Source organism: Streptomyces sp. NPDC019443 (genome assembly GCF_044389785.1).
In the GTDB taxonomy this organism is placed as follows: domain Bacteria; phylum Actinomycetota; class Actinomycetes; order Streptomycetales; family Streptomycetaceae; genus Streptomyces.
Genome location: NZ_JBIRYJ010000006.1, coordinates 347,093 through 371,984 on the forward strand (window position 1 = coordinate 347,093; position 24,892 = coordinate 371,984).

General features: G+C 70.2%; 15 protein-coding genes. 5 read left to right on the top strand and 10 right to left on the bottom strand.

Annotated features, from left to right (window positions below):
* Positions 1-423: 423 nt before the first annotated feature.
* From ACH492_RS21655 to ACH492_RS21690, 8 genes are all read right to left on the bottom strand, one after another.
* Positions 424-2,310, bottom strand: a complete 1,887-nt coding sequence (locus tag ACH492_RS21655; protein ID WP_398988880.1) for an AMP-dependent synthetase/ligase — start codon at positions 2,308-2,310, stop codon at positions 424-426.
* Positions 2,311-2,533: 223 nt separating this feature from the next.
* Positions 2,534-3,661 (bottom strand): NAD(P)H-dependent flavin oxidoreductase, encoded by a 1,128-nt coding sequence (locus ACH492_RS21660; RefSeq protein ID WP_398988882.1) that lies wholly within the window; start codon positions 3,659-3,661, stop codon positions 2,534-2,536.
* A gap of 142 nt (positions 3,662-3,803) precedes the next feature.
* Positions 3,804-4,508: a type 1 glutamine amidotransferase domain-containing protein gene (locus ACH492_RS21665; protein ID WP_398988884.1), complete on the bottom strand. Its 705-nt coding sequence runs from the start codon at positions 4,506-4,508 to the stop codon at positions 3,804-3,806.
* Positions 4,509-4,685: 177 nt separating this feature from the next.
* A complete protein-coding gene (locus tag ACH492_RS21670) occupies positions 4,686-6,164 on the bottom strand; it encodes a PLP-dependent aminotransferase family protein (RefSeq protein ID WP_398988886.1) in 1,479 nt (492 codons plus the stop codon).
* Positions 6,165-6,446: 282 nt separating this feature from the next.
* Positions 6,447-7,295, bottom strand: a complete 849-nt coding sequence (locus tag ACH492_RS21675; protein WP_398988888.1) for a GNAT family N-acetyltransferase — start codon at positions 7,293-7,295, stop codon at positions 6,447-6,449.
* Between the two features lie 695 nt (positions 7,296-7,990).
* Positions 7,991-10,189: a bifunctional serine/threonine-protein kinase/ABC transporter substrate-binding protein gene (locus ACH492_RS21680; protein ID WP_398988890.1), complete on the bottom strand. Its 2,199-nt coding sequence runs from the start codon at positions 10,187-10,189 to the stop codon at positions 7,991-7,993.
* Positions 10,189-12,555, bottom strand: a complete 2,367-nt coding sequence (locus ACH492_RS21685; RefSeq protein WP_398988892.1) for a bifunctional serine/threonine-protein kinase/ABC transporter substrate-binding protein — start codon at positions 12,553-12,555, stop codon at positions 10,189-10,191. Before ACH492_RS21685 ends, ACH492_RS21680 begins: the two co-directional genes overlap by 1 nt.
* Positions 12,555-13,355, bottom strand: a complete 801-nt coding sequence (locus ACH492_RS21690; protein ID WP_398988893.1) for a hypothetical protein — start codon at positions 13,353-13,355, stop codon at positions 12,555-12,557. The genes ACH492_RS21685 and ACH492_RS21690 overlap by 1 nt, the downstream gene beginning before the upstream one ends.
* 181 nt (positions 13,356-13,536) lie before the next feature.
* Here ACH492_RS21690 and ACH492_RS21695 point away from each other — a divergent pair, with 181 nt between their 5' ends.
* The 4 genes from ACH492_RS21695 (at position 13,537) to ACH492_RS21710 (ending at position 20,493) form a co-directional block, all read left to right on the top strand.
* Complete coding sequence (locus ACH492_RS21695) at positions 13,537-15,057, top strand: phytoene desaturase family protein (RefSeq protein ID WP_398988895.1); 1,521 nt, start codon at positions 13,537-13,539, stop codon at positions 15,055-15,057.
* Entirely contained in the window at positions 15,054-15,941 is an 888-nt protein-coding gene (locus ACH492_RS21700; protein ID WP_398988897.1) for a fatty acid desaturase family protein, read from the top strand. Before ACH492_RS21695 ends, ACH492_RS21700 begins: the two co-directional genes overlap by 4 nt.
* Complete coding sequence (locus ACH492_RS21705; RefSeq protein WP_398988899.1) at positions 15,934-16,542, top strand: TetR/AcrR family transcriptional regulator; 609 nt, start codon at positions 15,934-15,936, stop codon at positions 16,540-16,542. The genes ACH492_RS21700 and ACH492_RS21705 overlap by 8 nt, the downstream gene beginning before the upstream one ends.
* A gap of 588 nt (positions 16,543-17,130) precedes the next feature.
* Positions 17,131-20,493, top strand: a complete 3,363-nt coding sequence (locus ACH492_RS21710; protein ID WP_398988901.1) for an Ig-like domain-containing protein — start codon at positions 17,131-17,133, stop codon at positions 20,491-20,493.
* A 327-nt stretch (positions 20,494-20,820) separates the two neighbouring features.
* Here the strand turns inward: ACH492_RS21710 and ACH492_RS21715 are convergent, their stop codons facing one another.
* Both ACH492_RS21715 and ACH492_RS21720 read right to left on the bottom strand, forming a co-directional pair.
* Complete coding sequence (locus ACH492_RS21715; RefSeq protein WP_398988903.1) at positions 20,821-22,650, bottom strand: sensor histidine kinase; 1,830 nt, start codon at positions 22,648-22,650, stop codon at positions 20,821-20,823.
* Positions 22,640-23,335, bottom strand: a complete 696-nt coding sequence (locus ACH492_RS21720) for a response regulator transcription factor (RefSeq protein WP_398988905.1) — start codon at positions 23,333-23,335, stop codon at positions 22,640-22,642. The genes ACH492_RS21715 and ACH492_RS21720 overlap by 11 nt, the downstream gene beginning before the upstream one ends.
* Positions 23,336-23,652: 317 nt before the next feature.
* On the opposite strand from ACH492_RS21720, the gene ACH492_RS21725 reads away from it, so the two are divergent.
* Positions 23,653-24,858, top strand: a complete 1,206-nt coding sequence (locus ACH492_RS21725; protein WP_398988907.1) for an Ig-like domain-containing protein — start codon at positions 23,653-23,655, stop codon at positions 24,856-24,858.
* Positions 24,859-24,892 lie beyond the last annotated feature (34 nt).

Sequence of the window (24,892 nt, forward strand, 5' to 3'; positions counted from 1 at the left end):
CGTACGGTGATTATCGAAACCCTGCCGCTGCCCGAGGCCCGAGGTCGACGAGCAGGAGTGTTGGCACGAACCTGGGGACGCCCAGGGGACGGTGAGGGGACGCAAGGATCTGCACGGATCGAGGAGCACCGACTAGGGATGCCACGAGTGCACCACCTGCGCCGCGGCTCGGCCACTGTGTCGCTGCTCGCTTGCACAGACATCAAGGTCGTCCAAGTACACCTGCGCCACAGCGGTGCCGTTGGTGCTCCGCGTCGCCTGGCCGGAGGAACTCCCCGGCCGTGCAGGCCCTGCCACCACCCATTGCCGCCAATGCCCACCGGACGACTGCCCTTGGTGTCCGGCGAGCCGAATCCCCTTCTCGGACAGGTGAGCCCAGTGTCCGGTACGGCTGTGGGAAGTGCCGTACCGGACAGATGAAGATCAGGCCTCGCGGGAACCGTCGTACATCCCCTCGATGACCTCGGCGTACTCGCGCTCCACGACAGGCCGCTTGACCTTGAGGCTCGGGGTGAGTTCACCGTGCTCGATGTCGAGGTCGCGCGACAGCACCGAGAACTTTTTGATTGTCTGCCACCGTTGCAGGTCGCCGTTGACCCGCTGAACGAAGCCGTCGATCAGCTCGTGGACCTGTGGCGAGGAGACGACCTCGGCGTAGCTGCGGCCGCCGAAGTCGTGAGACGCCGCCCAGGGCATGATCACGGTCTCGTCCAGGGTGATCAGGGCGCTGCAGAAGTTGCGGCCGTTGCCGATGACCAGGATGTTGCTGACGAACGGGCAGACGGCCTTGAAGCGGCCTTCGATCTCGGTGGGCGCCACGTACTTGCCGCCTGAGGTCTTGAAAACGTCCTTCTTGCGGTCGGTGATCCGGACGAAGCCGTCCTTGTCCATCTCGCCGATGTCGCCGGTGTGCAACCAGCCGTCGCTCTCCAGCACCTCCGCGGTCTTCTCGGGGAGGTTGTGGTAGCCGCGCATGATACCGGGGCCCCGCAACAGGATCTCGCCGTCCCCGGCGATGCGGACCTCGGTGCCGGGCAGCGGTTTGCCGACCGTGCCGACCCGGTTGTCGTCGGCGGGGTTGACGATGCAGCCCGCGCTGGTCTCGGTCAGACCGTACCCCTCGAGGACGTGCACGCCGGCGCCGGAGAAGAAGTAGCCAATATCGGGGGCGAGTGCGGCACTGCCCGAAACGCTGGCGCGCAGATTGCCTCCGAAGGCCGCGCGGATCTTGCCGTACACCAGCCTGTCAGCGATGGCGTGCTGCAACGCGAGCGACAGAGGCACGCTGCGTCTTCCGGTTGCCGCCATGCTCTCCTGCCCGGCCCTGGCGTAGTCGCGGGCGACCTTCGCCGCCCAGAGGAAGATCTTGTACTTGGCGCCACCCTCGGCTCTCGCCTTTCCCGCGATGCCGTTGTAGACCTTCTCGAAGATCCGCGGGGCGGACGCCATCAGGGTGGGGCGCACGGCGGGCAGGTTGGTGATGATGCGGTCGACCCGCCCGTCCACCGCCATCACGTGGCCGGTCTTGATCTGACCGGAAATCAGCGCCTTGCCGAAGACGTGGGACAGCGGCAGCCACAGAAACTGCACATCGTCGGAGCGCAGCAGCCCGCCGGCCTCCTGCGCCACGGCCTGGTACGACCAGCAGTCGTGCACCAGGCGCACGCCCTTCGGCCGGCCGGTGGTGCCGGAGGTGTAGATCAGGGTGGCGAGCTGCTCCCGCTCGATTGCCCGGACCGTCTTCTCGATCGCGTCCGGGTGCTCTTCGAGGTACACCAGGCCCCGCTTCTCCAGCTCAGCGAGGGACAGCACCTCCAGTCCCTCCACCTGGGGGATTCCCGGCTGGGGGTCGAAGAGGATCGCGTGGACGAGCTCGGGCAGGCGTTCGGTGTGGGCGACCACCTTGGCCAGCTGGGCGGCGTTCTCGACGAAGATCGCCCGGCTGCCGGAGTCGGAGAGGATGTACACCGTCTCGTCGGCATTGGTGCTGGGGTAGACGGCGGTGGTGGCGGCACCCGCGCACATCGCGCCCAGGTCGGCCAGGATCCACTCCACTCGGGTGGAGGAGGAGATCGCCACCCTTTCCTCGGGCTGCAGCCCTAGGGCAAGCAGGCCGGCCGCGATCGCCCTTACGCGCTCGCCGGTCTGCGCCCATGTCAGCAAGCGCCACTGCTCGCTGCCGGAAGCGCCGTCGGCGGCCGGCGCGGGGTAGCGATAAGCCTCCCGGTCGGGCGTGGCCTCGACTCTCGAGAGAAAGAGGTGCGCCACGGAAGCCGGGCGATTTTCAAGAGGGGACTGCGCGGAACTCACATTGACCTCCGGGCCCGGGTGCGCCCATCAAACGACTTGTTAACTGACAGGTAACTCGCAAGCAATGGCCAGAGTAGGGGGTGAGCCTACCGACGCGTAAGGGAGGAAAGGCGCTGCACAAGCCGCAACGTCGAACACTGGGCGCGCGCACAAGGAGCCTCCTCCGCCGGGGCCCCGGCCTCGGCGGCGACGCGGCCGGCCGCGTCGTGGAGCGGGAACGTGGTCACCTGGCGCCCGCTTCGTCGCGGCGGCGGCTGCTGCGGTCGGCGAGGCGGGCAAAGACGCGGTCGGTGTCGGTGACGAGGAACCGCACGAGCTCCCCGGCGTCGGTGTGTGCCTTGTCGAGCAGCGGCGCTCCCTGGCCGGCGTAGAGGAAGAGGACCTCGGGGTTGGCGCGCTCTGTACCGGCGGCGCGCAGCGGTGCGGTGAGCCACAGCTGCTGCGGGTAGGGCGGGATGTCGGCTGGGTCGGTGGCGAGGGCGTCGAGGAAGTCGTTGCGGATGCCGCGGCCGTGACGGCCGGAGAACGCGTGGGTGAGCATGGTGTACCGGGCGCGGTCAGTGTGCAGGACCTCCCGGTGCACCGCCGGTGCCGCGGATTGCTCGGTGGCCAGGAACGCCGTGCCGAGCTGCGCCCCCTCGGCACCGAGCGCGAAGGCCGCGGCGATGCCCCGCCCGTCGGCGATACCACCGGCGGCGATCACCGGCACGCGCAGTTCGCTGCTGAGCTGTGCGGTGAGCGGTCCGGTGGCGACCGATTCCTCGGCCGGGCGCAGGAACGATGGGCGATGCCCGCCGGCCTCATTGCCGGAGGCGACCACGACATCGACGCCGCCTGCTTCCAGGGCGCGCCCTTCGTCGAGGTTGGTCGCCGCGCCCACGGTGACGATCCCGCGGCGTCGGCACTCGGCGAGCACCCGCGGGCTGGGGATGCCGAAGACGAAGCTGAACACCCGTGGTCGGCGTTCGAGCACGACCTCGACCTGTTCGTCGAAGTCCGGCAGCGTCTGTGGTCGGTACTCCGGCAGGTCCACGCCCAGCGCGTCGTACCAGGGGCGCAGCCTGGCCAGCCCGGTGCGGAAGGTTTCCTCGTCGATGCCGCGCGGCTGGTCCGCGGTCGGCACCCACAGGTTGACCGCGAACGGCCGGCCGGTCGCCGCCGCAAGCGCGCCGACCGTGGCGTCGAGCTGGTGGGGCTGCAGATGGTGACCACCGAAGGAGCCCAGACCGCCGGCGTTGGACACCGCCGTGGCGAGCGCGACGGTGGAGACCCCACCGCCGAACGGGCCCTGCACGATGGGGTACTGCGCGTCGAACAGCTCACTGATCCGGGTACTGGCCCAGCTGGTCATGGTTGTCTCCTTGACGATCTGGTCTGGTGTGGCGTTCTGGCGGGTGTGGGGGCGGTGGCGCCGCCCGGTGACCTGGGCAGGGAGCGCCGCGGCGCGAGCGGCGTCGCTCGCGCCGCGGGCGATCCCGTCACCATGGGCGTGGTCAGGCGAGCAGGTCGAGTACGCGGCGGGCGGCGTCGACGGTGGAGCCGGGGTTCTGTCCGGTCACCAGGTTGCCGTCGACGATGACGTGGCTGCCCCAGGAGGCACCGGCGTCGTACTTGGCGCCGGCCGCGCGCAGCCGGTCCTCCAGCAGCCAGGGGGCCTTGTCCGCGAAACCGGCCTGGGTTTCTTCGTCGTTGGTGAACGCGGTCAGGTGCCGGCCGTCGAAGGCCCAGCTGCCGTCGGCGCGGCGGGCGGCGAGGAAGCCGGCCGGGCCGTGGCAGACCGAGGCCACCACCTTGCCGGGAGTGTCGAGCAGGGAAACCAGCAGTCGGCCGAGCGTGTCGCTGACGGCCAGGTCCTGCATCGGTCCGTGCCCGCCGGGCACGAACACCGCGTCGTAGTCCGCGGGATTGATGTCTTGCAGCCGCCGGGGCGCGGCGAGGAACCCGTCGACCTCGGCGAGGTAGGCACGGAAGCCGGACACCTTGGCCTCGTCACCACCGTTCATCGCCGGGGCCAGGCTCAGCTCGTCCACGGTCGGCCGCACCCCGCCGGGCGTGGCCAGGGTCACCCGGGCGCCGGCCACGGTGAAGGCCCGGTGCGATTCGATGAACTCCTCCGCCCAGAACCCCGTCGGGTGGGCGGTGCCGTCCTTCAGCGTCCAGTGTCGGGCCCCGGTCAGCACGATCAAGATCGATGACATGTCTGTCTCCTGTCAGTGTCTTGGAGCCCAGGTTCGGCTCCGGAAGACTTTCTAGCCGACCGGTCAACTATTCGCAACCTGGACACGGCTGGATAGTTGACCGCCCATGTTGTGGCCCTGCTCGCATTGGTTGACCCGGTAATTGATCTGATCTCGGAGGTGGTGGTGGGACCAGGTTCAAGCCACCCAATGCGGCCGTTCGGTGCGGGAGGTGGAGGGCGTGCCCGCGCCGAGGGCGGCGGCCATGCGCCGGACCGCCTCGTCCAGAGTGTCGGAGGGCAGGGTGTACGGGATACGGAGGCGGTGCTCGAAGGTGCCGGGTTGGGCGCCGAAGCGGGCCCCGCTCTCGATCCGTACGCCGTAGTCGACAGCCTGCTCGGACAGGCGCGAGGCGATGGGCCGGCCCAGGTCGGCCCAGAGGGAGAGGCCCCCGGCCGGCAGTTGCCAGGTCCACTCAGGGATGTGCCGGGCAAGGGCCACCGTGAGGGCCGCGCGCTGCTCCCGTAGCCGTTGCAGACGGGCCGGTGTCAGCTCCTCCTCGCGGGCGAGGAGCGAGAGGGCCACGAGCTGGTCCAGCACCGAGCTTGCCATGTCGGCGGCCACGCGCTGGCCTGCGATTTCCGTGACAAGCCGGGAGGAGGCGCGCAGCCAGCCGATGCGCAGGCCGCCCCAGTGGCTCTTACTCATGGAGCCGATGGTGACGACGTGGTCGGCCTCGCCGCGCCCGGCGAGGGAGACGAACGGTGCCGGCGAGGGGACGTCGAGTGCGATGTCGGTGATGGTTTCGTCGATGACGAGGCAGGTGCCGGACCGCCGGGTGGCGCGCAGTACCCGGGCGCGCTGCTCGTCGGGCATGAGGCGGCCGGTCGGGTTCTGGAAGTCGGGAATCAGGTAGGCCAGCCGCGGAACGGTTTGGTGGAGGGTGGACTCGATGATCTCGATGTCCCAGCCGGTGTCGGAGACAGGGACCGGGGCGGTGCGCAGCCCCGCGCGGCGGATGGCGTCCAGGGCGTTGGGGTAGGTCGGGGTCTCGACCATGACGCGGTCGCCGGGCCCACCGAGGAGTCCGAGGGCGAGGGCGAGGGCCTGCTGGGCGCCGGAGGTGATCAGGAGCTGGTCCGGCAGGGTGGCCAGGCCTTTGGCGTTGTAGCGGTCGGCGATCGCGACGCGCAGTTCCGACAGGCCGTACGGGTGGTAGCCGTGGCTGTGGGCGTGTTCGGGCAAGCGGGAAGCGGCCTGGGCGAGGGCGTCGGTGACCGCCTTTTCCGGTAGTCCGGGGGCGGCGGTCGCAAGGTCGATCGCGGTGTCCGAGGGCGCCAGGAGTTGGCTGACAGCCGCGGTCCTGCGGTCCTGTGGCAGGGCCGTCCAGGTGCCGGAGCCGCGGCGGCTGTGCGCGTAACCACTCTCGCGCAGCAGGTCGTACGCGGCGGTGATGGTGGCCCGGCTGGTCTTCAACACCGGGGCGAGCTCTCGCTCCGCGGGGAGCTTGACGTGCAGGGCGATCCGCCCGTCCAGGATCAACGCGCAAATGGCCTGGGCCAGATGGCGGTAGGCGGGCCGCGCCTGCGACGGGGCCGGGAGCAGAGCGGCGAGCCGCTGACTGCCCAGAGTCCGGTCCGCCCTGCCCACGGACTGGATTGGCTGTCTGCCTGTCACTGCCCACTCTCCTGATTTGGCCATGCTTTCCAGGCCAATCAAGTTACAGAGTCGTCCAGGTGGCCCGCTACGATCCACCTGGACGACTGAGCGGAGAAGGCGGCGAAGGCGGCCAATGGCCAGGGGATGTCACGGGCCGTACAGACGTCACGGTTTGTACGAGCGGGAACTCCACCGGCAGTACGAGGAACCGGTGGGCGGTCCCCCTGTTCTCCGGGGCCGACTGTGCCGGCCCATCCGGCGTATCCGGTTGCGCTGGTACGTTCCGCGCGGCCGGGGAAGTCAGCCCAGTTCGAGGCTGGTGACGCCGAACAGCCCGGAGTGATCGATCCGCGGGGCCGGGCCCGTGTACATGCGTGCGGTCTCGAAGGACGGCGCGAGGCCGAGTTGCTCCATGAGGTGCACGGCGGCCGTGTTGGTGTCGGGTACATCGATCGCCACGGGCTTGCCCGGTGTGGTGGCCGCGAGCTCTCCCACCAGCGCGGCGGCCACATCGGGCGAGGCGGCATAGAGCGGCCCGATGCGCGAGGCCGTGCGGCAGGTCCGCATCACGGCCAAGCCCCGCAGTTCTCCCTCGTGCATCGCGGCCAGGGCGCGGCGCTGCGGTGCGGCGATCCAGGACGCCAGGAAATTGTCGCGCGCGGCCGGGAAGAAGCGGCGGTCGTAGGCTGCGAGTTGGCCGAAGGGCAGGGTGCGGGCGTCGACCAGGGTGACGCCGGTCGGCGTCGCGGTCTCGGCGGACGGCGTGCCTTCGTAGCGAATGTTGTTCCAGGCGGACCGAAAACCGGATTTGCGGTAGTTGCCCTGTTGGGCCACCACTCCGTCGAGCCCGACATTGCGACCGGCAAGTCGTGCCATGCCGGCGTGCCACAACTGGATTCCATAGCCCTGGCCGCGTAGCGGTGGACGGGTGATGTAAAAGCCCAGGAACCCGAAGCCGGTGCCATAGCGCACGACGGAGATGCAGGCGACGGGGTCACCATCGAGCCGTCCGATCAGGAAGCCTTGCGGATCGGTGGCGAAGAAGGCATGGCCATCGGTATGGCCCGGGTTCCAGCCTTCGGCGTCGGCCCAGTCTCCCATCAGTCCGATGTCGTCGACGCTCGCGACAGTGATCTCAAATGTCGGCACTTCTCACTCCAGAGACGTTGTCAGGTTGGGCCACCCCGGCGTGATGAGGCATGCCAGGGATGTGGCGCTTGGCCGGGGAACTTCGGGTACTGGTCTACCCCCGGCGTGATCGCTTCGTACCGGGCCACTTGGCCACAAGCGGCCGCTTTTGGCGTGTGCCGGTTGGGAACGTTCGCCTGCCCGAGCGGATGGGAGCGATCACGTGGTAGGGCAATCAGCCGAGAGACAGCACGGCGCGTTCCGCCCGAGGGCAACGCTCCTGGTAGACCAGTGCGTCGGATCGGTCCGGCCGATGCGCGTGTACGTCTGCGGCACTGCCTGACGTCTTTGAGATGGCGGCACTTGCGGGCATGTTCGGCGGTGCACTTGCTCTTGCCGGGTCGGGGACCGTCACCGCAGTAGGGGTGCTCGAGCGTCACGTAACGGCCCGAAGTGAAAACGGCCCCGCAAGTGCTGGGGACTCTCCAACCGGTCGACGCCCGGCCGCGCTCTGCCGGCTCGTGTCGAGTGCACCGCCGCCCAGGGCACCGGCCACCCGTAAATACGGCACCGACTCGCGGTGGAGGCGGAGCCACCAGCCGCATGGTCGACGCCACAACGGCGGCATCACCTCCCCGACCGAACTCCCCTGCGGAAACGGCGACGCTCCCGCCCACCGTGGTCACATCCGCCCCACCTCCGTCGATGCGTCCGGCTCACGAGACCGCTTCCCTGTACTGCCCGAGAAAGTCGAACTCTCCGTCGACGGTACGGAACAGGAACATGGCGTCGCTGTTGTAGTCCTTGCCCGTGGTGTACTCGATCGTCCGGCTGATGCCGCGGTAGTCGACCTCGTGCATGCGGCGCACGATCGCGCCCCGTTCCGCCAGGTGAGAGCCATTTCTCGTACAGACCGCGGCCAGGAACAGCACGGCGTCGTACGCCTCCGCCGCGTACCAGCCGGGGCGCTCGTCGAACCGTGCGCGGTACGCCGCAGTGAAGGGGCGGGCCGTCGGCGTGGACGCCGGATCGATGAAGGTGGTGGCGAACACCCAGTCCTCGGCGGCGGCGCCCGCGGACTTCAGGAACCGCGTGCCGAAGGCCCGTTGGGTCGCGACCCGGGCTCCGGTGAACCGCGCCTTGCGCAGCGCGGACGCGAAGGCTCCGGCGCGTTCCTGGCTTCCGCTGAACACGACCGCGTCCGCGCGATCCGCCATGACCTTGCCGGCGAGCGCGGCGGAGTCGAGCGTCCCGGCGGCGACACTGGTGACGGTCGCGTCCCTCCCCTGCTGTCGCAGCACCCGTTGGAGCTGGTCGCACAGTGCCCAGGCGAAGTCGCCCTCGGCCTGGTCGTCCACAAGGAACACCCTGCGCGCGTCCGCGGAGTTGGCGAGATAGGCGTTGCAGGGGGCGGCGAGCAGCTGATCGGTGGGCCGTAGCGCCGCATGCGAGCGGAGAGTGGACATGCTGTCCTCCCTGACCTGTGGCGCGACCCCCACCGAAACCGAGAGGACGGGCATCACGGCCTTGGTGTAGATCTCCTCCGCGGCGAGGAAACAAGCGTCGGTGGTGGGGCCCAGTACGGCGAGGACACGCTCGTCCGCCGTCAGCCGCCCGGCCAGGACCCGGGCCCGTTCTGGCTCGCCTCCGTCGTCGTACGGGCGCAGCTTCAGCCGCAGCGGGCGGCCGCTTTCGGCGTTGACACGCTCGACGGCCAGCCGGGCGCCGTTGAGCTGTGCGTGCCCGGTGTCCTTCGCGGCGCCGGTCAGATCCCCCTGGAAGGCCACGACGAGTTCGGGCCGTGAGGCCGAGGAGGGCGACGCGCCGCCGCCCGCCTTCCGGCCGCCACGAGTGCTCCACCACCAGGCTCCGCCGGCCGCCAGTGCTCCGGCCGTGGAGCCGATGCGCAGGAAACGACGGCGGCCCACGACGGGTGCGCGGAACTCCGGATCCACCAGGGACGTCACCGTCGCGGCTTCCGGTGACATCGTGCCGGCCGGTGAAGACACCCGGGTCGGCTCGATCGCCTCCATGCCGAGCACGGCCGCGGACCGGTCTGCGATCAGCCGCGTGACCGGCTCGGGCAGCCACTGCTCCCGGTCGTCGGGGGCGATCTCGTCCAGCGCCTCGCGGACCTGGGCGGCGGTCGGCCGCGGTGCCGGATGCTTGTCCAGGCACGCTCGCACGAGCGGCTCCAGCGCGTCCGGCAGCCCGGGCAGGTCCGGCTCCTCGTAGACCGTGCGGAGCAGCATTCCCGCGGCCGCACCGCCGCCGAACGGCCGTACGCCCGTGGCGGCAAAGGCCAGGAGACAGCCCAGCGAGAAGACGTCGCTGGGCGAGCCGATCTCGCCGGCGCTCGCCCGCGCCTGCTCGGGCGACAGGAATCCGGGCGAGCCGACGATCACGCCGCTGGACGTGAGCGCCGTACCCTCCGGCGTCCGTGCGATGCCGAAGTCGATCAGCCGCGGCCCGTCCGGGGCCAGCAGTACGTTGCCCGGCTTCACATCGCGGTGCACCAGCCCCGCCCGGTGCACCGCCTCCAGCGCCTCGGCGAGCCGGAGCCCCAGGACACTCACCGTGGCGGCGGACAACGGTCCTTGTGCCTCCAGTACTTCGGAGAGCGAGGGCCCCGGTACGAACGCGGTCGCCAGCCACGGGTCCTCCGCGTCGGCGTCCGCGTCCAGCAACGGGACCACCCAGGGGCTGTCCACCTGCCGGGCCACCCCGATCTCCCGGCGGAACCGGGCCCGGAAGTCCTCTCCGTCGGCATGGACCGCCCGCACGACCTTGACCGCTGCGAACGCCCCTCCCGGCGCGCGGGCCAGGAAGACGACGCCCATGCCGCCGGCGCCGAGCCGCCGAAGTATCCGGTAGCGGCCCAGCCGGGACGGATCGGCCGTGCGCAGCGGTTCCATCAGGCCGCGAACGGCGCGGGGCCGCCGTACACGAAGCGACCCTCTGCGATCCGCCAGAGGGAGACCCCGGTGCCGTCGGGGACGACCTGCCCGGTCTTCTGGAACGCGAACGTCCTTGTGATGCCCTGGTACTTGACGGCCCGTACGGCGGCGAGCAGCTCCTTGCGGGTGCGGCTCTTCGCCGACAGGTCCGCCAGCGCCTTCAGTACCATGCCCGTCACGTCATAGGCCTCCGCCGCGTACCGGGGCGGCGCCTCCTTCCAGCGTTTGCGGTAGGCGTCGGCGAACGCCTTCGCCTCAGGCCTGAGCGTCGCGTCGACGACCGGTGCGACGATCGTCCATCCGTCTGCGGCCTCCTTCGCCGCCGTGAGGAAACGCGGGTCGAGCAGGTCCGGGCCGGAGACGCGGGCACCCGTGAAGTCGCGCTCCCGCAGCGTCCGGGCGAGCGACGCGGCCCGGTCGTGCAGTCCGGCGAAGGCGATGGAGTCGGCATCGGCGGCCAGCAGATCGTCCACCGCGTCGCCGAAGCCGGACCGCATTGCGCCGACAACCCGCGGCAGGTACGGCTGTCCCGCGTTCCGCAACACAGTGCTCAGGTTGCTGCTGAGCTCCCAGCCGTAGTTGTCGGCCGCGCGGTCGACGACGACACCGATCCTGCGCGAGTGCGCCGTCCCCCGCAGATAGGCGCTGATGTAGAAGGGGAGCAGCGAGTCGGCGATCCGTGCGTGCAGGAACGAACGGAAGCCCTGGACGCTGAGGTTGATGGCTCCCGGAGACACGGCGAGCACCGGCAGGAGGCCGGCGTCGTAGGCGGCGAGCGCCGTCTGGGCGGTCTCGTCCGTGGTCGGACCGACCACGGCGAGCACCGACGGGTCGTCGGCGAGCTGCTTCGCCAGCCGTGCCGCGACGGCCGGGTCGCCGGAGTCGTCGACGGCCCGCACCTTCACGTCGAAGGGAGCGTCGCCCCGGGCGTTGAACTCCGCGACGGCCAGCCGCAGTCCGCGTTCCTGTGCCTGCCCCGTCTCGCGCCGGGAGCCGCTGAGGTTGCCGTGCACCGCGACGGTATAGGTGGGGCGCCGGGACGAGGCGGAGGACTTCCCGTCGTCCGGGCCGCCGCCCCTGCCCAGGGTCCACCAGCCCGCGCCCGCACCCGCCGCGAGCACCGCGCCCCCACCGGCGAGCACGAGGAAGCGGCGCCGTCCCGGAGTCCGGGTGTCGTCCGTGACCGACGGCACCGCATCCTCGGTGTCGGATGCCCGTTCCGTGTTGGCATCCTGAGGTCCGCTCCTGTCCTGGGAGTTGCTCCCCGGGGGGCTCTCCGCTCGCGAGTTGCCGGCCGAGATCTCGGTGCTGTCGATGTCCGGCAGCGCGAGTGCGGCGGCCGAGCGTCGGGCGATGAGTCTCGTGACCTCTTCCGGCAGCCACGATGCGGCCCCGCCGCCCGCTGCCGCGTCGCCTGCCTCCGTACCGTCGTCCGTACCGCCGTCCGTCGTGCCGCCGTGGGGCCCGTCATGGGCCAGGCCGTCGGCAGGGGCATCGGCCGGCTCATCGGCCAGGTCACCGGGAAGCAGTTCCCGCACCAGTTCCTCGACACCGGGCCGCTGTGCCGGATCCTTCTCCAGGCAGCGCGACACCACCTCGCCCAGCGCGGGCGGGACACCGTCGAGCTCGGCAGGGTCATGCACGGCCCGGTACAGCAGGGCGTCGAGCGCCCCGGTACCGAACGGCGGCCGACCCGTCGCCGCGAACGCCAGGACGCAACCGAGGGAGAACACATCGCTCGGTGGGCCGATGGCCTGCCCGCCGCGCCCCTCGGCCTGCTCCGGTGACAGATAGCCGGGTGTGCCGACCACCAGCCCCGTAGCGGTGAGCGCCGTGTCCTCGGGCGCCCTGGCGATGCCGAAGTCGATGAGCCGAGGCCCGTCGAAGGCGATCAGCACGTTGCCCGGTTTGAGGTCCCGGTGGACCAGCCCGGCCCGGTGGACCTCGGCCAGGGCCCGTGCCAGCCGGCCGCCGAGGATCCGCAGCCCGTGCTCCGCGAGCGGCCCGTGCGCGGCCACGGCCTCGGCCAGCGACGGGCCGGGTACGTACGCCGTTGCCAGCCACGGCGCTTCGGCGTCCGCGTCGGCGTCCACCAGGGGCACGGCCCACGGGCTGCTGATGCGCCGGGCGACGTCGACCTCGCGGCGGAACCGCTGCCTGAAGCCGGGCTCCTCGGCGTACTCCGCCGCCAGCACCTTCAGCGCCACCAGCGCGCCGGCCGGTGTGCGCGCGAGGTACACCACGCCCATGCCACCGGCGCCGAGCCGTCCGAGCAGGCGGTGGTCCGCGATACGCGCGGGGTCGGAAGAACGCAGTTGCTCCATCAGCCCTTGCCCCCCAGCTCGAATCTCACGCGGTCGAGCATGTTGGTGGTGCCGCGTGTCACGTACTGCTGCAGTTCGTCGGCGGTGTACCCGTGGGTGCCCTTCAGCGACACCGCCACGGTCACCGGGCCGAGCCGGGTGACCATCCACCGGTACGAGGCCTTGCTGCCCCCGGTGAGATAGGAGCCGAGCTCGAAGACCGAGTCGTCGGCGTAGGTGTTCCCGCGCACGCCGAAAGGAGTGCCCACGGACGCCAGCCCCGTGATCCGCTCATCGGTGCGTACCTGCTGCTCGGGGCAGCGCAGCACCTCCTCCAGCGTGGTGGCCAGCTGGTCGTCGGCACCCAGCTCCGTGGCATGCACGGTCACCGCCGCCGTCACCTTGATCGCGCCGCGGCTCCCGCTGCCGGGCAGTTCGCTGTAGAGGGACAGCGAGGCCAGCACGCCCTTGGGCAGCGCCCGGCGCTCCCATCGGCACTGCTCGTCGAGTACGGCGATGGTGCCCGGGGCGCTGCGGGCCGACTGCTGCGCCTTGAAGCCCCGGCCCCAGTCCTGTGGCCGGAACACGACTGCCTCGGCCAGAGCAGAGCCCTGACTCTTCGTGCGGGGCACGAGATCCGCGGCCGCCTCGAACGGCGTCGCGGACGGCTGTGCGCCACCCGCCACCTGGCCTGACGCGGAAGCGGACGGCGCCGGGGACCGCGAGGCCTTGGCGCTGGGCTCGGCTGCCTCCTTGGCCTCCCCGGCGCTGCAGCCGCCGAGCAGCACCGCCGCCGCGGCTCCCGACGCTGCGGCCCTCAACCGCCAACTGCCTCTGCGTCCAGTGGTTTTACCACCCATCGCCGCCCCCTCCGCAGCCGTTCCCCCGTTTGTGATCGGTGATCGTACAGAAGTGCGCAAGAAAGACGAGGCGGTTCCAATGAGTCTCTTCGGACACGTCGGAGCTCTTGACGCGAAGAATGAAGTTACCCATTCTGAACGGATGTTCAGAACGAATGTTCAGAACGGGCAGGAGCACGTCGACACGGCGGTGATCGGCGGCGGCATGGCGGGCATGGCGACGGCGCTGCGGCTGCAGGCGGCCGGACTGTCCACGCTTGTGCTGGAGGCACACGGCCACGCGGGCGGCTGCGCCGGGTACTACCGGAAGCGGGGTTTCTCCTTCGACGTGGGCGCGACCACCCTGGTCGACTTCGGCCCCGGCGGCGTCGGCGGCGAACTGCTGGAGACCGTGGGCATCCCGCCGCTGGACGCGCATGAACTGCCTGGCTACCGGGCCTTTCTGCCGGACCGTGAGGTCGTGCTGTACCGCGATCACGCCGCGTGGCACCAAGAACGGCTGCGCAAGTTCGGCGACAGCGAGGACCATCGCCGGTTCTGGGCGCTGCTCGACCGGCTGGCACACACCTTCTGGCGGGCCAGCCGGAGAGGTGTACGGCTGCCGGTACGCGGCCCCGCCGACGCCCTCCGCGACCTGCGGGCCGTCGGGATGCCCGGCGTACGGCTCGCCCGCCACCTGAACCGGACCCTGGGGGACGCGCTGCGGGACCACTCCCTGCGCGGGGACGACGCGCTGGTAGGGCTGCTCGGCATGCTGGTCGAGGACACGGTGCACACCGGTGTCGACGACGGGCCCCTCATCAACGCGGCGCTCGGAGTGACCATCCGGGGCGCGGGACTCAGCCGGCACACCGGCGGCATGCACGGATTCTGGCGCGTACTCGTGCGGCACTACCGGGGCCTCGGCGGCTCGCTCCGGGTGGGCTGCCGCGTCGCGCGCGTCGAAGGCGGCCCCGGCGCCTACCGGCTGACCACCCGCCAAGGCGTCGTTCACGCGCGCCGACTCGTCTGCGCGATCCCCGCCGCCACCACGGCGACGATCTGCGCGGGGCTCCCGGTCGCCCGCAGACTGCGGACGTACCTGGAACGGGACGCGGACGCGCTGGGCGGTGCGACCGTGGTCTTCCTCGGAGTGCCCGAGTCCGAGGTGGCGGGCCAGGACCTCACGCACCATCAGGTGCTGCAGGCGTACGACCGTCCCCTGGGCGACGGCAACAACATGTTCGTCTCCGTGTCCGCACCCGGCGACACGCTCAGCGCCCCACCCGGGCACCGAGCGGTGATGATCTCCACCCACACCGACCTCGCCGCCTGGCGCGGCCTCGACCGGACTGCGTACGAGCAGCGCAAGAAGGAAACCGGCGAACGGCTGATAGCCCTGGCCCGGCGCGTGTACCCCTGTCTAGGAGAGCGAGCCGTGATCGCGCAGACCGGAACGCCTCGCAGCTACGAACGGTTCGGCTTCCGTCCGGACGGAGCGGTCGGCGGAGTGCGCCAGCATCTGCGCAACGCCAACCAGCACGCCGTTCCGCACGATCTGGGCGGTCCCGGGCTGTGGCTCGTCGGCGACTCGACCTGGCCGGGCCTCGGCACGGTCGCCTGCGTGCTGGGCAGCCGCATCGTCGCCGAGGGCATCCTGAGGGAGAAGGGACGGGCCCGATGACCCCGCCCGATCCGGCCGCAGGGCCCGAACCACCGGTCGTACCGGCCGCCTTGCCGCCTCCGGCCGTCTTGCCGCCTCCGGCGGCCGGGTCCCCGGCACCGGGTCTGCCGTCCCTGGCGGACCTCGGCGAGGATCTCCTCGTCACCACACGCAGGCAGCGGATTGTCGCCCTGTCCCGCCCGGGCGCCGGAGTGCTGTGCTTTGCGGGCGCTGTGTGGCTGGGCTGGTGGTGGCTGACTCCCGTGATCGTCTTCGGCATCTTCGTCGCCGTCGTGACCGTCACCCACGACGTGGCGCACCGCACGACCGGCCTGTCGCCCCGCGCCACCGACTGGGCGCTGTTCGCGATGGGGCTGGTCCTGCTGGAGAGCGGGCATGCCTACCGGTCCACACACACCCAGCACCACCGGATCTTCCCGCACCCCGACGACCCGGAGGGCTACCCGGCCGAGCTGTCGCTGCTCGGCGCCGTCTGCTACGGCCCCGTGTTCCTCGTGCGCCTGTGGTTCTGGTCCTACCGGCGCGGGCGGAACCGCCGTTGGCTCCTCGCGGAAGCCACGGCCCCGTTCGCCGCGCTCGGCGGGGGGGTGCTGCTCCTGCCCCACACGCCAGGGGTGCTGGTCTATACGGTGATGGCGATCGTCGGGAGCTGGGTGTACCCCCTCCTGACGGTATATCTGCCGCACCACGACTACGGAGACACCCCGTTGACGCAGACCCGCACGCTGCGCGGGAGGATCATCCCCGCCGTCTTCCTGGAGCTCACCTACCACTTGGAGCACCACCTCTACCCGCGCGTGCCCAGCCATCACCTGCCGGAGCTCGCGCGCCGGCTCGAAGGCCACTTCGCCGCCCATGGGGTCCGGCCGGTGCGCGTTGTCTGACACTCGTGACCGCGTCCTCGACGCCACCCTCGCCAGCCTGGTGCGCAACGGCTACGGAGGTACCACCGCGCGGGCGATCGCCCAGACCGGCGGCTTCGCGCCCGGGGTGATCTACTACCACTTCTCGGACCTGGACGATCTGCTGGTGGCGGCGCTGGCACGGACCAGCGCGTCCCGTATACGACGCTATCGCGCCGAACTGTCCGGGACCGACCGGGCCGCGCACGCGGTCGCACGGCTCCGCGAGCTCTACGACGAGGACACCGAGACCGGGCACATCGCCGCCGTCCAGGAGCTGTACGCCGGCGCCAGGCCCGGGTCGAGGCTTGCCGCCCAACTGGCCCTCGAAACCCGGAACTGGGAGGAGCTGGCCGAGGAACTGCTGACCGCGCTGTTGCGCGGCAAACCACTCGCGTCCGTCGTGCGCGTATCCGTACTGGCGAGCGCGGCCGTGGCGTTCTACCTCGGCATGGAAACCCTCACCCATCTCGACGGCGACCGCTCCCGCCCGGCGACCCTCTTCGACCAGGCCGCCAGGCTCGCCGCGGTCTTCGACCGGATCCCTCGCCTGAACCGGCGGGCACCACGCCGGACGCCTTGAGCTTCCGGCTGTTGTGCCAGGGCGTGTCCGCCGCAAGGTCCCGGCTGCTATTGGGTGTTCATGGGACCTGGAATGCGGCCGGCGAGGGCAAACCACGCATCGCCGACACAGTGATACCCCGATAAACAGGCCCACCCGCACCCTGCGGTGCTCCCGGTCGCACAACCACACCGGGAGCACCGCCACGGCTTCCTCCCGCAGCCGCGCCGCCAGCACCGCAGGCCCGAGGTCTGCCTGATCCAAGGCGTGGAGTGCTTGTTCCGTAGCAATGTCCTGGTCGCCGAGGATCTCGGCGATCTGATGGTGGGGCGGCTGGCCGACAGGCTGGAGGACGGCCTGTGCTGACGGGTACTCAGGCCTCTTCGTCCCCGAGAACGGCTCTCTGCGCCGGTGTGGTCTCCGGATTTGCTTTGGCTCCGCACCGGCGAGCGGGGTGCTACGTACGGGTGGTTCTGGCGAGGATCTTGATGAATTCCCGTGACTCGGTCGCGGCCTCTCCGGGCGAGCGGCCGCGCGGTGCCACAGTCCTCTGGCGAGATGAACAGGCCGTCAGGGTGCAGGCGCGGCGGCCGGGCCAGAAGGAGACGGATGAGCGGAAGCAAAGAGGGGGACGCAATGTGGAACAACCACATTCAACGGCGTGCCCTCACCATTGTCAGCAGTATCCTCCTCGTACTGCAGACGCTGTTCTTCGTCGGATCGGCGACGCCCGCCTGGGCGGGCGATGACCAAGCGGTCGACACCGGCTTCGAGCCGCACAATGCCACGGCCAATCCCCGTAAGCCGTCACAGGTCGCCATCATGCGGGGATGCACGGTCCGCATCGACAACAACTTCGGCAAGGACGGCTTCCCGATCACGCGGACGTCGACCCTCCCATGCTCCGGGGACCCGTCCCTCGCCTTCGACTCACAGGGGCGCCTGTTCGTCACCCACCTCTCGTCGAGCTTCAACACCACCCCCAATCGCTTCGGGGTGGGGGTCGCTCGGATCAACGACCTGACGACGACGGGGAACCAGAATTACACCCCCGACCAGGTGAGCGGGAACAGCCCGAACAACCATGACAAGCAGTGGCTGGTGGCCGACGCCAACCCCACCAGCCCATACCGGGACAACCTCTACATCGTCTGGACACACCTCGGCGCCCCGTGGGAGATCCAGTTCTCCCGCCTCGTGAACGGCGGCACGGCGTGGTCGACGCCGCGCGTCCTCTCCGCGGCCGGAGAGGGGAACGTCTGGCCCTCCCATGCGGCCGTCGGCCCGAACGGCGACCTCTACGTCGCCTACCACGCCAACGGGTGCAACGAGGGGGCCGACGGGGCGCCCGGCCAGGGCACCACACAACTCCTCCGCGACGGCTCCGGCGGGGCCGATTTCGCCGCCGGTACGGTCCCGCAGAGGACCGCGGCGTTCGGGGCGGGGCAGGCCACCGTCACCTGCAACGTGCAGGACACCCCGGGCGGTGACATCCCGGGGACCGACTTCTGGCTCCAGGGCAGCATGCAGCCCTGGATCCTGCCCGACCCTGCCCGGCCGGGGAACGTCTACGTCGTCGCCAACGACGACCCCAACGACGCCTTCGGGAACGGCGACGACGCCGACGTCGTCATCGCCCGCTCCACGGACAACGGGCAGACCTTCACCCGGGGCAGGGTCGATCACGGGCCGGGCCAGACCTTCGCCGTGATGCCCACCGCCCACATCGACCAGGACGGCAACGCGGTCGTCACCTGGTACGACAACCGCAGTGGCCAGCGCAACAACGGCACCGGGCCGAACGGGAGCAACAACTTCCTGCTGGAGCTCTACGGCACCACGAGCCGGGACGGCGGGCAGACCTGGGCGCAGGACTTCCGGGTCAGCGACTCTCCCTTCGACCCCGACCTCAATGCCCCCTGCCGCTTCAGCTGCGCCGCCGGCTCCACCCAGCAGACCCTGCGCATCGGCGAGTACAACGGCGTGTGGACGGTCGACGGGATCGGCTACGCGACCTGGACCGGTAACGCCACCCCACCGGCGGGCGGTAACCCGGCCACCGGAGCGCAGACCACCTACTACGACACGTTCTCGATGCTCGGAGCATTCCGGGACACCTTCGAACCGAACGAGTCGATCGACACCGCCGTCGCCGCCGCATTCGGGTCCGACGACAGGTTCAACCAGGGCCGGCTCACCCTGCACAGCGCGACCGACGTCGACTTCTTCAGGGTCGAGGCCCGCCACACCGGACACCTGCACACCAAAATCGCCTTCAACGAGGTGATCTCCGAGCTCCAGGTGCGCGCGTACGACAGGTTCGGCAACGAGGTCGCCACCGGAACGATCGCGGAGACCAGGCCCGGCAGCTCGACCAGCGAGCTCGCTATCCCGGTCGTCAAGGACCAGCCGTATTTCATCGCGGTCAGCGACAGCGGCATCAGCGACCCGACCGAGCCGGGTCAGGCATCACCGACGGATCCGCCGGAAGCGACCTACGACCTCACCATCGTCAACCGCGCGGCCCCCGAACCCTTCGGCCTCGACCTCAAGCGCGAGTCGGACTCGGGCCGGATCGACAACGACGACGTCACCAATGTCACCGGACCGGAGATCCTCCTCAGAGTCGACGACTCGGAGTTGCGGGCCGCGGGCATCGAGCTGTCGCCGGAGAACGGCACAGCCGCTCTCGAGGACGACGTCCCCGGCTACAAGGTGGCCGTGGAGCGTGACGGACAGCGCGTCGGCCTCGCACAGCCGGTGGACCCGACTCTCAAGCCGGGGGCGTACGAGATCGACCTGGACCCCGTCCTGGTGGAGGGGGAGCATCTGATCACCGCCGAGGTACTGATCGTCGACCCGTCCGACGACCCGGACAGCGCCGGCATCCTCCACGACACCGGCTCGGGCAAGGAGAGCGCGCACGCGCTGGCGATCACGCTCGACACGACCGCACCGGCCGCACCGCTCAGCGCCCCCGACCTGTTGTCGTCGAGCGACACCGGTGGCAACGAGATCGACAACATCACGACGATCACAAAGCCCGCCTTCCAGGGCTCGTCGGTCGAGCCGAACGCATTGGTGCGGCTGACGGCCGATCCGCCGGCCGGGGGACCGGCCGTGGTCGGGAAGGACACCGTCACCTCGGGCGGTGAGTACGAAGTCGTCAGCGATCCGCTCGACGACGGGACATACGACATGGCCGTGCGGTTCGAGGACCTCGCCGGCAATGTGAGCCCGGCGTCACCGTCCCTGCCGGTGACCATCGCCAACCAGTCGCTCACGCTCTCGGGCGCGACCGAGGACGTGCTCGTCGACGTCGACAAGGGCACCGTGACGGGCTATCCAGGCATCCCGGGCGGCTTCGTGGGTATCCGCGGGATCCCCGTGGTGAACCTCGACGCGGCCGACAGCGGCCTGGCCATTCAGGGCGGAGCAGGCGACGAGTCGCTGACGTTCACACCGACGAGTGCCAATGGCGGGCGTCTGACCCGGACGAACTCGCCGCAGGTGCTGAACCTTTCCGGAGTGACGGGCAACGTGGCGATCAACCCTGAAGGCGGCGACGACGAGGTCACCATCGTGGGCACGACAGGGGCCGATTCGATCCTCGGCACCGTGGACCTGCTGACCCTGCTCCGGGTCGAGGGGCTGCTGGGCCTCGAGATCACCACCGGTGAGACCGAGCGGATTGGCGTCGCCGCGCGCGGCGGCAAGGACACGGTGGACCTCACTGCCAAGAACACGGTCAGCGCCCTGCTGTCCGTCGACTCGGGTCCCCCGAACACGGCCGCGCCGCCGCAGGGCGACACGCTGATCGTGCGCAAGGGCTCTCCCTTGGGCCTGCTCAGCAACGCGCCCGGCGGGCCGTTCACAGGAGAGGGGTCCGCTTTCGTCAGATACCCGCTGACGACCGGAGCCGAGACGCGCATCGACTACGCGCAGACGGAACACGTGAAGCTCGTGCACTAGAGCACGCAGCCGAACACGCCGTGGCCGTCGTGGCCGTCACGAGCTGCGCCCTGCCCGGGTTCACGGGCAGGGCGCAGCGTGCTGACGCGCCGCGCCCGGTGCGCCCGGTTCGCTGCGCCACGAAAGCTCGGGCATGCCAAGGCCTTGCGAGTTCGCCTCGCGCGGGAGGCCCCACGTGGCCGGCCAGTTGGCCGTGGCGGTCGGCAGAGCCGTCCGACTGCCGGAGTTCCGCCCCGCTCGGCCCGAGGAGATCGCCCCCTGTCCGCCCTGGCCACCGCAACCGGTCCGGGCGACCGCCGTCGTCCTCTCGTCTGCAGGTCGCCCAGGTCAAGACACGGGCCTGCCACGAGCCGGGGACAGGCTTTGCGGTGCCGGTCTGTGGGGGAGTCGGATGGTGAACACCGCCCCGGCGCCGGGCTCGCTGTCGGCGGTGACGGTTCCACCGTGCGCCTCGACGAACTGGCGGACGATGGACAGGCCCAGTCCGCTGCCGCCGGTGCGTCGGCTGCGGGATTTTTCGGCTCGCCAGAAACGCTCGAAGACATGGGGCAGGTTTTCGGGGGCGATGCCGCCGCCCGTGTCCTGGACGGTGAGGACAGCCAGATCGCCGGTCTGCCGGGCGGTGACCGTGACCGTGCCGTCCGCGGGGGTGTGCCGGAGCGCGTTGGAGACGAGGTTGCCCAGGGCCTGGCGCATCCTCACCGGGTCGGCGTCCAGCCAGAGGCCGGGGTCGGTACGGGTGTGCAGGCGGATGCCCGACGCCTCGGCGCGGGTGCTGTGGGCGGACACTACCTGGGCTATGAGTTCGTCCACGCCCACCGGCTCTCGGTGCAGCTTCAGAGTCCCGGCGTCGACGGCGGCGAGGTCCTGCAGATCGTCGATGATGTGCTGCAGCAGCAGTGCCTCGTCGTGCAGGGAGGCGATGAGGTCCGGGTCAGGGTCGAGCAGCCCGTCGCGGGTGACTTCCAGCCAGCCGCGGATATTGGTCAGCGGGGTCCGCAGCTCGTGGGCGATGTCGCTGACCATGGCCTTGCGCTGGGCTTCCAACTGTTCGCGGCGCGCGGTGAGATCGTTGAAGGCGGTCGCCAGATAGCCCGTCTCGTCCTTGGTGGTGACGGCAACGCGCGCATGCCGCTGCGGCGGCTGCTGGGCCGCGGCCGTCAGTGCTCGCAGGGGACGGACGAGGCGGATGGCGACGACAGCGGTCATGGCGACGGTGACGGCCAGGACGAGCCCCGTGACGCCGACGATCTTGGCCTTGTTGGCGGGAGAGAGGTTGAAACCTGCGGGCTGCCTGCCCAGGCTGCCCAGATAAAGTCTGGCCCTCGGGGCGACGTACGGGTCGAGTTGTTTGCGTCGCGCGTTGTCGACACAGCTCTGCGTCTGACCGAGCGGGCGGCCGCTGTCGCTCGCCAGGGTGTTGAAGCCGGGAATCAAGTCGATGCCAACTCCGGCCAGCGGGGTTCCTTTCCCCTTCCCCTGCTCGGGATCGGGGCAGGAGGCGATCAGGGCGCCCAGTTCGTCCAGTGCCTTCTGCTCGGTGCGCGCGGGTGTGTTGAGTTGTCCGTCGGCGCACTGCAGCGGCACGGACGCCTCCCCGCCGTCGGACGTGACCACCGTGCGGCCGCTGGGAGTCTGTCGGCTGCTGCCGTCACTCCCGTATCGCCGCATGCACGCGAGGCGCTTCTCGGCAAGTGTCTTCACCTGTGCCCGTTCGGCCGGGCGGAGAAGATACGGTCCCACCGCCCGCGGGTCGATCCCGGCGAGCTGGGCCCCTGGTTCGGTGTAGGTGTCGGTGTTCAGCGGTTCGACAGTGGCCGAGGAGCGGGCGGGCAGGGGGGTACCCGGGGCGGCGGAGTCGGCGATGGGGTATCCGGTCTCCGTCGCCAGGGCGATGCGCCGGCCCATGGTGCGTGACAGCGTGCGCACCGAGGTCTGCACGCCGTCCCAGTCGGCGTGGGTCGCGGCGTAGCCGCTGAGCTGCCGCAGTATCTCGTTGTCGTCGGAGAGCACCTGACCGCGCTCCTCCTGGATGGCCCGCGTGGTGGTCTCCACGGCCAGCCAGGACGTGGCGCCCACGGAGACGACGGCGATCGCCATGGAGGTGAGCAGAAGCCGCACCGACAGGCTCTTGCGCCAGGGAAGACTAGGCGTCATGGCCGCCGCCGACGAGTTTGTAGCCGACGCCGAAGACCGTCAGCAGCCGGACGGGACTGCGCGGGTCGGGTTCGATCTTCTTGCGCAGGTTCATGATGTGTACGTCGATGGCGCGTTCGGTGGAGGCGCGGTCGTGGCCGCGTGTGTGCTCGAGCAGTTGACGGCGTGAGAAGACCCGGTCGGGTTCTGCGGTCATGGCGTGGAGGATGGCGAATTCACCCGGGGTGCAGGTGACGGGGGTGCCGTCACACGTCACCAGGTGCCGTACGGGATCGACGGTGATGCAGCCCGCGCGCAGCAGAGGGGAGTTCTCGGCGGGGCGGTGGGTGCGGCGCAGCACGGTGCGTATGCGGGCCAGCAGCTCCCGTGGGCTGTACGGCTTGGTCATGTAGTCGTCCGCGCCGAGTTCGAGGCCGAGCAGAACGTCGTCCTCGGTGGAGCGGGCGGTGAGCATGAGGACGGGTACGTCCCCGTCCTGGCGCAGCACGCGGCACACGCCGAAACCGTCGATCCTCGGCAGCATCAGGTCCAGGACGACCAGGTCGGGTCTGCGGCTCTTGGCCTCGTCGATCGCCGCCCGGCCGTCGTGGACGACGACGGCGGTGTGACCCTCCTGAAGCAGCAGCCGACGTATGAGCTCGGCCTGCATTTGGTCGTCTTCCGCCACCAGAATATGTGCGCACACGTCACTGACTCTAAGTGCGCGGGATCGTCATCAGGCCGATGTGCGGGCCTTCCCACACCCTGACAACTTCCTGATATCCGCACGCCAGGCTGGGCGTTGCCCCTGGTTGCCTTCGGCGCCGCCATCCCGCCGGGCAGCTACCGGGTGTGACGGCGACGGCGAGCCGAAGAGCTGCGGCCGGGCCGCAGCCACGAGAGCGGCTGTCGCCCGGCCCGATGAGTCGCGCCGAACAGCGCCGACACCGCGCCGCTCGAACCCGGGGCCTGCTTTCCCACGACTCGTGGGAAACGCCACCCAACGCGCATGACGGAGATCCCATGCACCGCACCCGCCCCGCCCCGGCCCTCGCTGTCCTGTCGATCTCGGTTTGCCTTCTGGCCGGATGCAGCACTGGGCCAGGAGATGCGAACGACCGCGCGAAAGCGGCGCCGGCCGCTGCCGGAGCCACGGCCACGCCGCGCATACATCTGAATGCCGCCGACGGACAGAAGCATGTCTCCGTCGCACGCGGTGGCCGCGTCACGGTCGAGGCGGGGAGGATCACCGAGGTGTCCCTGGCCACTGCGAACGGCCGGGCCGTGCGCGGCGAACGCTCCCCGGACAAGAGGACCTGGGCACCCGATGCCGCCCTCGACCACGGCACCGCCTACCGGCTGACCGTGGTGGCTGCCAACGACGACGGACGCGAGGAGACGAAGAAGATCGCGTTCACGACCCTCGCCGAAACCGACCGCTTTACAGGCACGTTCACCCCGGACAACGGATCCACGGTCGGTGTGGGGATGCCGGTCTCGTTCACCTTCGACAAAGCGATCACCGACAAGAAGGCCGTCGAGTCCGCCATCGAGGTCAGCTCCACCAGCGGACAGGCCGTCGTAGGCCACTGGTTCGGCACGCAGCGCCTCGATTTCCGTCCGCAGCAGTACTGGAAGGCCCACTCCACCGTCACCGTCACGATCCGCCTCGATGGAGTCAAGGGCGCCGAGGGCGCCTACGGCGAACAGAACAAGACCGTACGGTTCACCGTCGGCCGTAGTCAGGTCTCCACCGTGGACGCCTCCGCGCACCGGATGACCGTCGTCCGCGACGGCAAGGCCCAAAAGACCATACCCATCACGGCAGGCGCCAAGAACTCGCCCACGTGGAACGGCCAGATGGTGATTTCGCAGAAACTGATCACCACGCGGATGGACGGGGCCACGGTGGGTTTCGCCGGCGAGTACGACATCCCCGACGTCCCGCACGCCATGCGCCTGTCCACCTCGGGCACGTTCATCCACGGCAACTACTGGGGCGCGGACTCGGTGTTCGGCCGGTCCAACATCAGCCACGGCTGCGTGGGGCTGAACGACACCCAGGGCGGCGGCGACCCTGATCAGGACGGCGCCTGGTTCTACGACCACTCCCTCGTCGGTGATGTGGTCGTGGTGCAGAACTCGAACGACAGGACGATTGCCCCCGACAACGGCCTCAACGGCTGGAACATGGCATGGGATCAGTGGAAGGAGGGCTCCGCACGCTGAGGCGGACGGACCGGGCCGCAGGCCGCCATCAGGG